The sequence below is a fragment of the Rhizobium sp. 3T7 genome (assembly GCF_020166565.1).
GTDB lineage: Bacteria > Pseudomonadota > Alphaproteobacteria > Rhizobiales > Rhizobiaceae > Rhizobium.
Genome location: NZ_JAIQXS010000011.1, coordinates 1 through 14548, shown reverse-complemented (window position 1 = coordinate 14548; position 14548 = coordinate 1). Strand labels below are relative to the sequence as shown.

The window sequence follows — 14548 nt, the reverse complement described above, 5'->3', positions numbered from 1 at the left end:
ACCTATGTCTTCGGTATGGACAAAGATTGTGATGGCGGAGAGGAAGGGATTCGAACCCTCGATACGCTTTTGACGTATACTCCCTTAGCAGGGGAGCGCCTTCGACCACTCGGCCACCTCTCCGGTGGGAGCCTGATAGAGTCATTCGCCAGGTGACGCAAGCGCTTTTTCGGCTTTTTCACCTGATGCGGCAGCGAGCGGCCTCAGCTCAGCAACTGCTTGAGATCGGCGGATGCGTCGGCAAGGAGCGCCTTGTCGGGGTTGCCCCCCGATTCCAGCAGTTTCTTGCCCGTCACGTAGGCTTTCGCATCGTTGATCGCATCTACCGCAATGAGCACGCCGTCCTTGAAATACCAGATCGAATGAGCACCTTCGCGCGAACCCGGACGAAGCAATGTCTCGTCATAGCCGAGGTTGAAGCCGGCGATCTGCAGTTTCACATCATACTGGTCAGACCAGAACCACGGCTTGGGATCGTAAGGTGCATTGCCGCCGGCAATGACCGCTGCCACGGCTTCTGCCTGATCGACGGCGTTCTGCACTGACTCCAGGCGGATGCGGCCATCCTGCCAGGGAAGCGACGTGCAATCGCCGGCCGCAAAAATCGATGGGTCGGAAGTTCGCCCGAATTCATCGACGATGATGCCGTTTCCGACCTCGATTCCCGCATCCTTGGCGAGCTGGTCGTTCGGCGCGACGCCAATTCCCACGATGGCGAAATCGATATCGATGACCGATCCGTCGGAAAGCTCGGCGCCCACGACATGGCCGTCCTTGCCCAGGAGTCGCTTCAAGCCGGTTTTTTCGCGAATGACGACGTCATGCGCTTCGTGAATCACCCGCATGATGTCGGCGGTTTCCTTGGCGGCGACGCGCTGAAGGATCCGGTCGGCCATCTCGATCACCGTCACCTCCAAGCCGCGATGGCGGGCAACGGCTGCGGCTTCGAGGCCGATGTAGCCGCCGCCTATAATAAGGACGCGGCGTCCCGGGCGCATTTCGTCCGCCAAACAATCGGCGTCGCGCTTGTCGCGTGCGACATACACGCCAGCGAGATCTCCGCCGATGGTCGCCGGCAAGCTGCGCGGCGAGGAGCCGGTGGTCAGTGCCAAGGTAGCGTAGTCGAGGACGGAACCGTCCTGCAGCAGGACCTGCTTGCTGTCCGGCTTAATCTGCTCGGCCCATGTGGCAAGCCGAATCTCGACATCATTGTCCGGATACCAGTGCTCAGGGCGAAACAGCAGGCGATCGAACGCCATCTCGCCAAGCAGATATTTCTTGGTCAGCGGCGGACGTTGGTAGGGCAGCACGTCCTCAGCGCCGACGATGGTGATCGGACGCGTATCCTTCAATGCGCGCAGTTTCGCGGCCAGTGCAAAACCCGCCTGCCCGGCGCCGATGATCACCAATCTGTCCGTCACGTTCCCACTCCCAGCATCCATTCGCGCGTTCCAGCAAAGGCCTAGCCCCTGCCCCCAGCGCCGTCAACCGGTAGCGGATCGACCTCAGTCGATCTCGATCCAGCGGCGCTCGTGGAATGACTGTGCCATGGCGTGAACGGACTTCTCTATCCTAAGACCGTCTTCGAATGTCACGATCGACGACGGCTCACCGGAAATTGCGCGGATCAATTCGCGGCATTCTATGATTTTCAGGTCGTTGAAGCCAAGCCCGTGGCCTGGCGCCGGAATAAAGCGATCATAGGGTTGGTGAGCCGGGCCGGCCAGTATCTTGCGGAAGCCCTGTTCGGAGCCGCGGCCTTGCGCTTGATAGAGCTCGAATTCGTTCATGCGCTCTTGATCGTAGGTAATCGAGCCCTTCGAGCCGAATATCTGCAAAGCGATTCGTCCCTTTCGCCCCCAAGCGGCGCGGTTCACCATCAAGACAGCGGAGATACCTCGGCCGAGGCGCATCAAGACGTTGGCAGCGTCGTGATTTTCGACATCGCGGCGACCACCTTCCTTCACTGGCCGGCTACCGTACGGCTTCACCATATCGGTGATGACAGCCTCCACGTGACCGAACAGATACCAAAGTAGTGACAGCGGGTGTACGGCGAAATCATCCAGCGCGCCGTAACCGGCCGAGAGCTCGCTCTTCCAATAGAAGAAGACATCAGGATCAGCCATGAAGTCCTCGTCCATCTCGACGCGGATGTGATTGACGGCGCCAATCGCCCCTTCCTCGATCAGCGCCTTGATATGCCGCATCACCGGATTTTGGATGTAGTTGTAGCCGAGAACGGCAACCTTGCCCGAGGCCCTTGCCGTCTTCAGCATGCGTTCGGCATCGGCATAGGCCGGCGCCATCGGCTTCTCGCACCAGACATGCTTGCCTGCTTCGAGCGCGGCAATCGCCATCTCCGCGTGGAACTGGTTCGGCGTGGTGACGGAAACGACATCGACTTCGGGATCGGCGATCAGTCTGCGCCAATCGGCGGTCGCCTTTTCGAACCCAAATTCGAAGGCGCGCTTGCCAGCAAGCTCGGCATTGGCTTCCGCGAGGTGAACCAAGCGCGGACGCTCGACGTCGCCGAAGACGGTCTTTACCGCATTCCACGCGAGCGCATGGCATTTGCCCATATAGCCGGTGCCGATCAGGCCGATTCCCAGTGATTTCATCGTATCTCCTCCAGATGCCGGCCGGATTTTTGGAATATTTAGATCATTTTGACAAGCGCCCCTTCCCGCATACTTTTGCCGCAACGAGCGCCAAAACTGTTCAAAACGCTTGGATTTCAATGCAATAAAAACAATTGGGCTCGCGGGCGAAAATCATTTATGATCTTCGATATGGAATGTTTATTTCGTTCAACGGACCGCATGCATGGACAGTGACAGCAAAACGACCGCCAGGGTTCCGCGCGACTTCGAGAGCCTACGCAGCATCATCATCGAACGAAAAGCAACCATGCCGAAGCGACTTGCGCAGGTCGCGGCCTTTGCTCTCGGCAATCCTGACGAAATTGCGTTCGGCACGACGGCAAGCATCGCGGCGGCATCCGACGTGCAGCCGTCGACGCTCGTACGCCTCGCGCACCATTTGGGTTATGAGGGCTTCTCGGACCTGCAGAGTATCTTTCGCGAGCGCCTGCGCGACCGCACACTGACATATGAAGAGCGGCTTGTGACGCTGGAGCAGGCAAGCGGCGAGGACGAAGACGCTACCCTGCTTTCCGGCTTCATTTCGGCCGCAAGCCAATCGGTCAACCGGTTGGCAGCCACAGTACAGACGGACACCTTTACCAAGGCTGTCGATATTCTCGCGGCCGCCGAGACGATCTATCTGATCGCCAAGCGGCGTTCCTATCCGTTGACAGCGCATATGACCTATGCCTTCTCGAAGCTGAATATCCGGCACCAGATCGTCGCTTCGCCAAATGGCGTCGATCCGGAGATGGTGCAATTCGCGACGCAGAACGATGCTGCAATCGCCGCAAGCTTCTCGCCGTATGCCGCCGATAGCCTGAGCCAGACGGAAGCGCTGGCCGATCGCGGCGTGCCTGTCGTCGCCATCACCGATTCGGCGTTTTCGCCGCTGGCTGCCCGCGCTACCTGCTGGTTCGAGGTGGCGGAGGCGGACTTTGCCGGTTTTCGCTCGCTCTCCGCCTCTATGGCCCTGACGATGGCGCTGCCGGTTGCCATTGCCGAGCGGCGGCGGAAAAGAACTCACCCAAATCGGTGAAATGAAAAATGGAATAAACATTCCGAATTGACAACAATACGGAACCAATGTTTCATTACCTGCAATCGGCACGCACCAAGCCGTAGCTAAAATTTAGCGGGAGGACATCATGGCACAACCGAACCCGGGCTCGCAGCCGGAGCCACCGCTTGACGTGATCACCATCGGCCGCTCCTCGGTCGACCTCTATGGGCAGCAGATCGGCTCGCGGCTCGAAGACATCGGCTCCTTTGCCAAGTCTGTCGGCGGCTGCCCTGCCAATATCGCCATCGGCACAGCCCGGCTCGGACTCAAGTCCGGCCTGATCACCCGCGTTGGCGACGAGCAGATGGGCCGCTTTATCATCGAGCAGTCCGCACGCGAAGGCGTCGAGACGAAAGGCATCAAGACCGATAGGGAACGCCTGACGGCGCTGGTGCTTCTTGCCGTGGAGGCCGAAGGCGTGTCCCCGATGATCTTTTATCGCTCCGACTGCGCCGACATGGCGCTCGATGAAGGCGATATCGACGAAAACTTCATCAAGTCGTCGCGCGCAGTGCTGGTGTCGGGCACGCATTTCTCCCGACCGAACACGGAAGCTGCTCAGCGCAAGGCGATCCGCATCGCCAAGGCCAACGGCCGCAAGGTGATATTCGACATCGACTATCGGCCGAATCTCTGGGGTCTTGCGGGCCACGCCGAAGGCTTCGAGCGCTATGTGAAGTCCGACCGCGTCTCATCCAAGATGAAGGAAACGCTTCCGGATTGCGATTTGATCGTCGGAACCGAAGAGGAAATCCTGATCGCCTCCGGCGCAGATGACGTGCTCGGTGCGCTCAAGGAAATCCGTCGCCTGTCGCCGGCAACCATCGTTCTCAAGCGCGGCGCCATGGGCTGCATCGTCTATGACGGTCCGATCAGCGACAATCTGGAAGATGGCATTGTCGGCGAAGGTTTCCCCATCGAAGTGTTCAACGTGCTCGGCGCCGGTGACGCTTTCATGTCCGGCCTCCTGCGCGGCTGGCTGAAGAATGAGCCGCTGAAGACTTGTGCCACCTGGGCCAACGCGTGCGGCGCCTTCGCCGTCTCCCGTCTGCTCTGCTCGCCGGAGTACCCGACCTGGGCCGAGCTTGACTTCTTCCTGAAATACGGCAGCAAGCATCGCGCCTTGCGCAAGGACGAAGCGATCAACCACATCCATTGGGCCTCGACCCGCAAGGGCGATATTCCGCTTCTCATGGCGCTTGCGATCGACCATCGCTCGCAGCTTACCAGCGTCTGCGACGAACTCGGTGTCGATTACAAGAAGATCGTTGCCTTCAAGCGTCTTGCGGTGGAAGCTGCCGCCCGTGTTGCCGATGGCCGCAGCGGCTACGGCATGTTGATCGATGAGCGCTTCGGGCGCGACGCCTTCTTCGATGCGGTAACAAAGAACTTTGCGTGGATCGGTCGTCCGGTGGAACTGCCGGGGTCCAAGCCGCTGCGCTTCGAATTCAGCCAGGACATTGGCTCGCAGCTCGTCGAATGGCCGCTCGATCATTGCATCAAGTGCCTCTGCTTCTACCACCCGGATGATCCGGCAGCGCTGAAGACCGAGCAGCAGGAGAAGCTGCGCACGCTCTTTGAAGCCGCCCGCAAGGTCGGCCGCGAACTGCTCGTCGAGATCATCGCGAGCAAGAACGGGCCGCTGACAGACGATACGATTTCGACCGCGATGGAAGAGCTTTATGCGCTTGGCATCAAGCCCGACTGGTGGAAGCTGGAGCCGCAGGCTTCGACGGCCGCCTGGAAGAAAATAGACGCAGTAATCACCAAGAACGACCCATGGTGCCGCGGGATCGTGCTGCTCGGCCTTGAGGCCCCTGCCGATGAGCTGATGAAAGGCTTTGAGGCGACGCTGGCGGCTCCTTCCGTGAAGGGCTTTGCCGTGGGACGCACGATTTTTGCCGAAGCGGCTCGCGCCTGGCTTTCCGGCAAGATGAATGACGAGGAAGCGATCGCCGACATGGCCGGCCGCTTCCGCCAATTGACCGAGGCCTGGTTGAAAACGCGCGGCCTACATTAATTAGAGCATTTGGGAGGTGCCCCATGGGCAAGACTGTACGATTGACGATGGCTCAGGCTGTTACGCATTTTCTCAAGAAGCAGATGACGATCGTCGACAGCAAGAAGGTCCCGATCTTCGGCGGCGTCTGGGCGATCTTCGGGCATGGCAACGTAGCCGGCATCGGCGAAGCGCTTTACCAAGTGCGCGGCGAACTGCCGACCTATCGTGCCCATAACGAACAGGGCATGGCGCATGCGGCGATCGCCTATGCAAAGGCGAATTTCCGCCAACGCTTCATGGCTTGCACGACCTCCATCGGCCCCGGCGCACTCAACATGGTGACGGCTGCGGGCGTCGCCCATGTCAACCGCATCCCGGTCCTCTTCCTGCCTGGCGACGTCTTTGCCAACCGCGCGCCGGATCCGGTGCTGCAGCAGATCGAGGATTTCGGCGACGGCACTGTTTCGGCCAACGACGCCTTCCGTTCGGTTTCCCGCTATTTTGATCGCATCACGCGGCCGGAACAGATTATCTCGGCGCTGAAGCGCGCCATGCAGGTGCTGACCGATCCGTATGATTGCGGCCCGGTCACGCTCTCGTTGTGCCAGGACGTGCAGGCAGAAGCCTTCGATTATCCGGAAAGCTTCTTCGAGGAGCGCGTCTGGACCCTGCGCCGCCCGCGTCCGGACGTCGACGAACTGGCGAACGCCATCGCCCTCATCAAAAAATCCGAAAAGCCGGTCATCATCGCCGGCGGCGGCGTGCTCTACTCGCAGGCCACCAAGGAACTGACGGCGTTTGCCGAGCAACACCTGATTCCCGTCGTTGTCACGCAGGCGGGCAAGTCGGCGATCGACGAGCGGCATCCGCTGGCGCTTGGCTCGGTCGGCGTTACCGGCACATCAGCGGCCAATGCGATTGCAGGCGAAACGGACCTGATCATCGCCGTCGGCACCCGCTGCCAGGACTTCACGACGGGTTCCTGGGCGCTCTTCCAGAACGAGAAGGTGAAGATTCTCGGCTTGAACATTGCTACCTACGATGCCGCGAAGCACGACGGCCAGACGCTGGTGGCCGATGCCCGCGAAGGACTGAAGGCCGTCTCGAGCGGGCTCGCCGGCTGGAAGGCACCGGCTGCGCTGGCAGAGAAGGCCGAACGGGAAAAGAAGGTCTGGGCGGAAGCCGCCGCCAAGGCGATGGCGAGCACCAATGCCGCCCTGCCCTCCGACGCCCAGGTGATCGGCGCCGTCACCCGTTCGATCGACCTCGAAAAGGCAATCGGCCTATGCGCTGCCGGCGGTCTGCCGGGCGAGATGCACAAGCTCTGGCCGGCGACCGCACCCGGCAGCTACCATATGGAATACGGCTTCTCCTGCATGGGCTACGAGATTGCCGGCGGCCTCGGTGCCAAGATGGCGCATCCCGAAAAGGAAGTTTTCGTCCTTGTCGGGGACGGCTCCTACATGATGCTGAATTCCGAACTCGCGACCTCGGTCATGCTCGGCCTGAAGCTCAACATCGTCTTGCTCGACAACCGCGGCTATGGCTGCATCAACCGGCTGCAGATGGCGACCGGTGGCGCGAACTTCAACAATCTGCTGAAGGACGCGCACTACCAAGTGATGCCTGAGATCGATTTCCGGGCGCATGCCGAGAGCATGGGCGCCGTCGCGGTCAAGGTTGCGTCGATCGCCGAACTCGAGAAGGCAATCGCCGACTCGAAGAAGAACGATCGCACCTCGGTCTTCGTGATCGACACCGACCCGCTGATCACGACGGAAGCCGGCGGCTACTGGTGGGACGTTGCTGTTCCCGAAGTCAGCCCGCGCGAACAGGTCAACAAGGCACATGCGGCTTACGTCAAGGCGCGTGCCGCCCAGCGCATCGGCTAATCGATTGATTCCACTTTTCCGGAAGAGCGGGACCGCTCTTCCAACAATGCCTTGAGGAGACTATTGATGAAGGCCAAACTTGGCATGTCGCCGATCGCCTGGTGGAACGACGATCTTCCTGAACTCAGCGACGATGTGTCCCTGGAGGAATGCCTGCGCCAGTCGCGCAGCGCCGGCTTTACCGGCATGGAACAAGGCCGCCGCTTCCCCAACAATCCCGCCGAGATGCTGCCCATCCTGCGCGCCGCCGACGTGACGCTCTGCGGCGGTTGGTTCTCCGGCACGCTGGTTGACGAGGATCTTGCCGCCAACAAAGACCGCATCGCGCCGATGATCGAGCTGTTCAAGGCCGTCAACGCGCCCTGCATCGTTTATGGCGAGGTCGGGCGTTCGATCCAGGGCGACCGCTCCAAGCCGCTCGCGACCAAGCCGCGCCTCTCCGACGACGAGATGAAGGTGTACGGCCGCCGCCTCACCGAATTCGGCGAGTGGTGTGCCCAACAGGGCATGCCGCTTTCCTATCACCATCATATGGCGGCCGTGGTCGAGACCGAGCCGGAACTCGACGCCTTCATGCGAAACTCGGGCGAAGGCATTCCGCTGCTGCTCGATGCCGGGCATCTGGCCTTTGCCGGCGGTGATGTGCTGCGCGCCATCGACAATCACCACGCCCGTATCAACCACGTGCACGTCAAGGATATCCGCAAGGCCGTCGTCGATGGACTCGACCGCAGCAAGCAGTCTTTCCTCGATGCGGTGGCGCTCGGCGCCTTCACCGTACCGGGCGACGGCTCGCTCGATTTCGGCGCGATCGTCCAGCGACTGGCCAACTACGGTTATGAGGGCTGGTTTGTCGTCGAGGCCGAGCAGGATCCGCGCAAGGCTCCGCCGCAAAAGATGGCTGAGATCGGCCATGCCGAACTGATGCGCGTGATGACCGCCGCGGGCTACACCGTCGAAACGGAAGGCTTCCCCAAGGGATAGCGTTCTGCCTGAGATCATTGAGATCGAATGAAGGAAATCAGTTCATGCCGAACCTTCTCGTAAAACCCAAGGGTGACCACGGCCGCGTCACCCATGTCACGCCGGAAACCGCCGGATGGACCTATGTCGGCTTCGACCTGCATCGCCTCAAGCCCGGCGAGACCGTCTCTGGCGAAGCCGGCGACCGCGAAGTCTGCCTCGTCTGGGTGGCCGGCAAGGGTAAAGCAACCGCCGCAGGAGAGGATTTCGGTTCCGTTGGCGAGCGCATGAGCCCGTTCGAGGGTGCGCCGCATTCGCTCTATGTGCCGGCCGGCTCCAGTTGGTCGGTGACGGCCGAAACGGATCTGGAGCTTGCCGTTTGCTCGGCGCCCGGTGGCGGCGCCTACAAGGCAAAGCTCATCCCGCCGGGCGTTCACCCGCAATTCCAGCGCGGTAAGGACTCGAATGTGCGTCTCGTGACCAACATCATGCCCGAGGATGACAACTCCGCCCATTCGCTGCTGGTGGTCGAGGTCATCACGCCAAACGGCAACACGTCCTCTTACCCCTCTCACAAACACGACCAGGACAATGTGCCGAACGAGAGTCTGCTGGAGGAGACCTATTACCACCGCATGAACCCGCCGCAGGGCTTCGCCTTCCAACGCGTCTACACCGACGATCGCTCGCTCGATGAAGCGATGGCTGTAGAAAACGGAGACGTCACGCTGGTGCCGAAGGGCTACCACCCCTGCGCCACTATCCATGGCTATGATCTCTATTATCTCAACGTCATGGCCGGTCCGAAGCGGGTGTGGAAGTTCCACAACCAGCCGGAGCACGAATGGCTGCTGAAATAAGGCGGCGTACGATCGCTAAATAATCTGACAGCGGGCAAGCCGCGCAGATGGTTCACTGCCTCCATCGAAATCAAACCGATGGAGGGACTACCATGCACGGCTCAATCATTATTCTTCGTGCCCACGCTCGCCATACGCCGGAGACGGCCGGTCACGGCTCGTTGCCGCCCTGCTCTCTTTTTATCACTGGAGCGGAGGCAAGACCGTCGAGGTTTGCTGTCAGGAATGTGCTGAGGCCCTGAAGGAGGCCCCAGCCGCCGCAGCCGCCAGCACCCGTGCACGGCAAGGACTAAGTGCCTCGCTAGATGTCGAGCACGAGCTGCGGAACACCGTTCGACGTCTTCCGCGGCGATACGCCGTTGCCGTCGATCTGCGCATTTATGCGCTGACGGAAGGCGGAAAAGCTCTCGAAGGTCACGACGTCCACCGGTTCGTCGAAGTGGATGGTGATCTTGTGACGCCCGCCGCCGTACGCCGAAAGCGCCAGGATCTTGCCGGTGAACGGCTGGTTCAGGTAGCGACCGCGCACCAAGGAGCCAACGGAGATCGCGGCGATCGGCTCCTCGTTCGGCCGCGTCGCGAGTGCGGAAAGCGTGTTCCAGTCGCGAACACCATGCTGTTGGGCAACGAGTTCGAGCGCGGCACTGTGTGAGATCGCTGTGCCGCGTGCTTCCATCGCCTGGCGAAGGCGCTTGGCTTGCGACTTCAGTTCTTCAATTGTCGGATATGCAGTGGTCACGGATTCAGCCTTTCGGAAGGCATGCCATTTCGACCGTTACAAGGGAGCTCGCATTGCCTGCAGTCAGCATGCACCAATGGCTGTGACTGAATGATATCGGGGACTTCACCATGGACTTGTCGTCCGCGAGCGGCCGGCGCCTCGAGCCACGCCCGATATGCTTGAAGGGCGGCGGCGTGTCAAGCCGGACCAATCCGCATGCCCAATATTGAGCCATTTCCCTCTCCAGACAGGCATAAGCTTCGGATTGTAGGGAGATTATTCAGAAGTTGTCAGCAATCTTGCGCTAATCTCGAAGCGTACAACAAGCGGAGGCTACGATGGCCTTTCAGATGCACCTCGACACAGAGCACCCGCAGCCCGAGCAGGCTTACCGGGAATTTTCGCTCGACCGTCCCGGCAAGATCATTTTCGTCGGACATCACCTCAGCACCGGAACGCAGGTCCGCTGCCTGATCCGCACAATCACGCTTGCCGGCGCGGTGCTGGAAGTCAGCCCGAACCTCGAGGTACCGAACCACTTCTTCCTCGAGATCCTCGGCATACACGACGAGATCGGTTCGACGGTGGTCAAGCGCGAGGGAGAACTGGTGACAATCAGCTTCAACATGCTGATCAACCCGGAGTTCCTGCATCATGTCCTGCGGCTGAATTTCGAGAGCTGAGAAGCGGATACGAACGGCGAGGTCCGTATCCACATCCACCGCTTGAAGTCTTACTAGGCCACCAGATGTCGTTCAATCTGATCGACGGGCAAATTGATGTAATCTTTTGGGACTTCAGCCGAAATTGCAGCCTGAACGTCTGGAGTGAGATTGTCGCGCAGCGTGCCGAGTGCCCTTGGTGGCGCGACCAGAACGATGCGACGCGCCTGCTTTACGCGCACAAGCAGGTCCATCTTCGCGGCAACCCGCTTCAGAAACTCCGTTTCGGCCTGCTCATGCCAATCTGTTTGCTGCACGGCGCTGCCGCTCGAGCCATCTGCCGCATGCGTTCGACCGGGTTTGTCCGTGCCAATTTCCCGATCCGGCTCATTCGGCTGGGACAAGGTCTCCTCAACCTTCAGGTTCATATATTCCACATCACCTGCATTTTGCAGGATCAAGGCCTTGGCACCATCGCAAACGACCACCCACGATTTTGACGGAACTCTGACATCTATCATTTTGATTTCCTCGCTCTGCAATTTTGGAGCGTCGGGCGCGCCGCCGACAATTAGGCAAACGTGCAAGCCGACAAAGAGTTCGATGACATTTCGCGACAATTGCGGTGCTTGGAGTTTCAAGCGCCATTCGGTGCGTAAAGGTGATAAAGCCAGAAGGGAATCAATTAGATGAAGATTGCAGCACTCGCCTACGCGGGCTCTTTCATCAGCCTAATGGTCCTGGACGCTATATGGCTGGCGCCGTTGTCGGCGCAGCCGCCTGCGAAGGCTAGGGCGCGCAAGCAGGCGGAAAAAGGCTGCTTCACTAAAATTGTATTTTCTTCTTTGACAATTGCGCAAAGCATTCGTGTGAGGCTCCAATCGAAGAGGACCGGGATTACCTTGGTTCAAGGGAGACACGCGGGATGTCGATGCTTCGCGCCACACACCTTGCGACCGTGAAATCTGCGGTTTACGAGACGCGCTGGGAACAGTTCAACGTAAGGCGCCCAGCCCGAATCGTCGCGGTTCGACCCTGCCTGACCGGCATTTCCATCCGCAGTGCCGAGATCGTCGATATCTCACGCGGTGGCGCCACGTTTGTCGTGTCATCGACCGCAGGCCTGCCAAAGCACTACTACCTCAATATTCTTGGCCTTGCCTACCGGATTGGTTGCGCCGAGGTCTATCGCAATAACGAACGTATTGGCGTGCGGTTCATCAACACAATCGATCCCGAGGTTCTGCGTCGAGTCGTGCGCGCCGATTTCATGGCCGGCAATGTAGAAGCTCTCGAAGCTCGCGGATTCGTGCGTATGTAAATCGCCCCACCCGGGGAATAATGTTTCTTGCCTTGGCGGCAGCACGGCCTATTGTCGGTTCGATTTTTCACAGCATTCAGGAAATCGCTCCAGCATGTCCGCCTTCTTGCGCTTCACGCCGCTTGCTAGCGCCCTCCCCTCAACTGTTCCTTTTGTCGGCCCAGAAGCGATCGAGCGTCAGCGCGGCCTTTGCGTTAAGGCGCGCATCGGAGCCAACGAGAATGGCTTCGGCCCCGCTCCGTCCGTGCTCGCCGCGATGCGCGAGCAGGCTGGCGAGATCTGGAAGTACAACGACCCGGAAAATTACGTTCTCAGAGAGGCCCTTGCCAACCATCTCGGTGTCGGAATCGAATCTATCGCGATCGGCGGCGGCATCGACGAACTGCTCGGCCAGATCGTTCGGCTCGTGATCGAGCCGGGGGCACCTGTCGTGACATCGCTCGGTGGCTATCCGACGTTCAATTTCCACGTTGCAGGCTTCGGCGGACGGCTCGTCACGGCGCCATATGCCAACGATCGCGAGGATCTCAACGGCCTCCTGGAAGCCGTTAAGCGCGAGAACGCGCCCCTGGTCTATTTCGCCAATCCGGACAATCCGATGGGAAGCTGGTGGGATGCCGAAAGTATCGTCGCCTTTGCCCGCGAGCTGCCGGAAACCACGATGCTGATCCTCGACGAGGCCTACAGCGAAACCGGTCCGGCCGGATCTCTGCCCGCGATCGACGCGCTCATTGATCTGCCCAACATCGTACGCACACGCACCTTCTCGAAAGCCTATGGCTTGGCCGGCGCGAGGGTTGGCTACGTCATTTCGACACCCGGAACAGCCCGCGCGTTCGACAAGATCCGCAATCATTTCGGAATGAACCGGCTGGCGACGGTCGCAGCGCTGGCGGCGCTTAAGGATCAGGCCTATCTCGCCGAGGTGGTGGGCAATATTCACCGCGCGCGCGAGCGGATCGCCGGTATTGCCAGGGCCAACAATCTGCTTGCGCTTGCCTCTGCAACGAACTTCGTCGCGATCGACACCGGACGGGACGGAACTTATGCTCGTGCCATCGTCGATGGCTTGATGCAACACGGTGTCTTCATTCGCATGCCGGGTGTCGCTCCGCTCAACCGCTGCATCCGCGTCAGCGTCGGACCGGATGCTGACATGGCGTTTTTCGAGGAAGCGCTACCGCAGGTGCTTAAGACACTGGGCTAACTCAATGCAAGGAGCCGCGCCGGCCTTGTTCCTGCCGGTCACGGTTGCTGTTCATGGCATAGGCCTTCTCCAGAACCTGCCAGCCCCTCTTTTATGGTTGTTGTTGGTTTCGCCCGCGTTGGCGGGGAAACGGTCCTTAGTGGACCGTCATCCATTCGCGAGCAGCCCGTAGCGCCTCTACGATCTGCATTTTGTCCATGCTTGCGGCGACATCAGCGCGAAGCTCGGCGGCGCGGTCGTTGCCTTTTATCGCCGCGATGTTCAACCACTTATGAGCGGCGATCAGATCCACGGCGCAGCCGCGGCCAGTCGCATACATCAGACCCATTTCGCAGAAGATGTCGGCGTTGTTCTCGCCACCCATGGTGGCCATTTCAGCATTTTGCATTTCAAAGCGTGCCATCGGTTTTGTCCCTGTTTAGCCTGTTGTCGACTTACCCTGTTTTACCTTCGGGGCCCTGCCGTCTATCGCGGCTTTAGGACCCTTCGGTTCGGCGGGTTTGCCCCGCTCGTTTGATGGCTCCACTATGCCAACGCGCCTTCAAAAAACGCCTAAAATGCATGATTAATTTGAAACAAACAAAGTGCAAACGCTTGGTAAAATTGGATTTTTGTTAAACATCGCAATCCCTGCTGATTAAGGATTTTCGACACAATTTTACGGAATATTCAGATCTGAAAATTAACCTTCTGTTCACCACGAAATCAGCATCAAATAGCTGAAACGGAAGATTTCGGCGCTTCTGGCTCATGAAAAACGGTTGTCGCGGGCCGCAGAAACACATTTACGTTTACGTTCGCGTCATATATTTTCCCGCCGGGACATTAGGGAGGAACGAATGATCCGCACACTTATTCTCGCCAGCGCATTGATGCTTGCCGCCGGAGCCGCCTCTGCAGACGAACCGATCGTCGGCAACTGGAAGACGGCAGCGGGCGATACGGCCCATATTGCATCCTGCGGCGGCAGCTACTGCATCGTGCTGAAGACAGGCAAGTATGCCGGCAAGAAGATTGGAACGCTCGCAGGAAGTGGCGTCACCTATAGCGGCCAGATCACGGATCCGGCCAACGACAAGACCTACAGCGGATCGGGCAACGTTCTCGGAAACTCGCTGAAAATGAAGGGCTGCGTCCTCAACGTGCTTTGCAAATCGCAGACCTGGACACGCCTGTAGAGGGACGAGTCTCGAAAGGAAGCGCCCGGAAAAA

General features: G+C 59.6%; 14 protein-coding genes and 1 tRNA gene. 9 read left to right on the top strand and 6 right to left on the bottom strand.

Features of this window, described 5'->3' with window-relative positions; genetic code table 11:
- Positions 1–32: 32 nt before the first annotated feature.
- The 3 genes from K9B32_RS16730 to K9B32_RS16720 all read right to left on the bottom strand — a co-directional run bounded on the left by K9B32_RS16730 (position 33) and on the right by K9B32_RS16720 (position 2621).
- Positions 33–123, bottom strand: a tRNA-Ser gene (locus tag K9B32_RS16730).
- 80 nt (positions 124–203) lie between these two features.
- A complete protein-coding gene (locus K9B32_RS16725; protein ID WP_224564092.1) occupies positions 204–1421 on the bottom strand; it encodes an NAD(P)/FAD-dependent oxidoreductase in 1218 nt (405 codons plus the stop codon).
- 84 nt (positions 1422–1505) lie between these two features.
- Positions 1506–2621, bottom strand: coding sequence for a Gfo/Idh/MocA family protein (locus K9B32_RS16720; RefSeq protein ID WP_224564090.1), 1116 nt, complete (start codon positions 2619–2621; stop codon positions 1506–1508).
- 205 nt (positions 2622–2826) lie between these two features.
- Here K9B32_RS16720 and K9B32_RS16715 point away from each other — a divergent pair, with 205 nt between their 5' ends.
- From K9B32_RS16715 to iolB, 5 genes are all read left to right on the top strand, one after another.
- Complete coding sequence (locus K9B32_RS16715) at positions 2827–3684, top strand: MurR/RpiR family transcriptional regulator (protein WP_224564089.1); 858 nt, start codon at positions 2827–2829, stop codon at positions 3682–3684.
- 109 nt (positions 3685–3793) lie between these two features.
- A complete protein-coding gene (locus tag K9B32_RS16710) occupies positions 3794–5728 on the top strand; it encodes a bifunctional 5-dehydro-2-deoxygluconokinase/5-dehydro-2-deoxyphosphogluconate aldolase (protein ID WP_224564088.1) in 1935 nt (644 codons plus the stop codon).
- A 23-nt stretch (positions 5729–5751) separates the two neighbouring features.
- Positions 5752–7602, top strand: a complete 1851-nt coding sequence (gene iolD / locus K9B32_RS16705; protein ID WP_224564087.1) for a 3D-(3,5/4)-trihydroxycyclohexane-1,2-dione acylhydrolase (decyclizing) — start codon at positions 5752–5754, stop codon at positions 7600–7602.
- 66 nt (positions 7603–7668) lie between these two features.
- Positions 7669–8586, top strand: coding sequence for a myo-inosose-2 dehydratase (iolE, locus tag K9B32_RS16700; RefSeq protein ID WP_224564086.1), 918 nt, complete (start codon positions 7669–7671; stop codon positions 8584–8586).
- A 44-nt stretch (positions 8587–8630) separates the two neighbouring features.
- A complete protein-coding gene (iolB, locus tag K9B32_RS16695; RefSeq protein WP_224564085.1) occupies positions 8631–9425 on the top strand; it encodes a 5-deoxy-glucuronate isomerase in 795 nt (264 codons plus the stop codon).
- A 301-nt stretch (positions 9426–9726) separates the two neighbouring features.
- Here iolB and K9B32_RS16690 read toward each other — a convergent pair whose 3' ends face one another.
- Positions 9727–10164, bottom strand: coding sequence for a glyoxalase superfamily protein (locus tag K9B32_RS16690; protein WP_224564084.1), 438 nt, complete (start codon positions 10162–10164; stop codon positions 9727–9729).
- Between the two features lie 332 nt (positions 10165–10496).
- Here K9B32_RS16690 and K9B32_RS16685 point away from each other — a divergent pair, with 332 nt between their 5' ends.
- Positions 10497–10829 carry a hypothetical protein gene (locus tag K9B32_RS16685; protein ID WP_037084548.1) on the top strand — a complete coding sequence of 111 codons (333 nt, stop codon included), beginning with the start codon at positions 10497–10499 and terminating at the stop codon, positions 10827–10829.
- 53 nt (positions 10830–10882) lie between these two features.
- Here K9B32_RS16685 and K9B32_RS16680 read toward each other — a convergent pair whose 3' ends face one another.
- Entirely contained in the window at positions 10883–11329 is a 447-nt protein-coding gene (locus K9B32_RS16680) for a host attachment protein (protein ID WP_224564372.1), read from the bottom strand.
- A 404-nt stretch (positions 11330–11733) separates the two neighbouring features.
- Between K9B32_RS16680 and K9B32_RS16675 the strand changes: the two genes are divergently transcribed.
- Together K9B32_RS16675 and K9B32_RS16670 are read left to right on the top strand one after the other, a co-directional pair.
- A complete protein-coding gene (locus K9B32_RS16675; RefSeq protein ID WP_224564083.1) occupies positions 11734–12129 on the top strand; it encodes a PilZ domain-containing protein in 396 nt (131 codons plus the stop codon).
- A 94-nt stretch (positions 12130–12223) separates the two neighbouring features.
- Complete coding sequence (locus K9B32_RS16670; RefSeq protein WP_224564081.1) at positions 12224–13336, top strand: pyridoxal phosphate-dependent aminotransferase; 1113 nt, start codon at positions 12224–12226, stop codon at positions 13334–13336.
- 136 nt (positions 13337–13472) lie between these two features.
- Here the strand turns inward: K9B32_RS16670 and K9B32_RS16665 are convergent, their stop codons facing one another.
- A complete protein-coding gene (locus K9B32_RS16665; protein ID WP_224564078.1) occupies positions 13473–13739 on the bottom strand; it encodes a sel1 repeat family protein in 267 nt (88 codons plus the stop codon).
- 436 nt (positions 13740–14175) lie between these two features.
- Between K9B32_RS16665 and K9B32_RS16660 the strand changes: the two genes are divergently transcribed.
- On the top strand, positions 14176–14514 hold the full coding sequence (locus K9B32_RS16660; protein WP_224564076.1) for a DUF2147 domain-containing protein: 339 nt from the start codon (positions 14176–14178) through the stop codon (positions 14512–14514).
- Positions 14515–14548 lie beyond the last annotated feature (34 nt).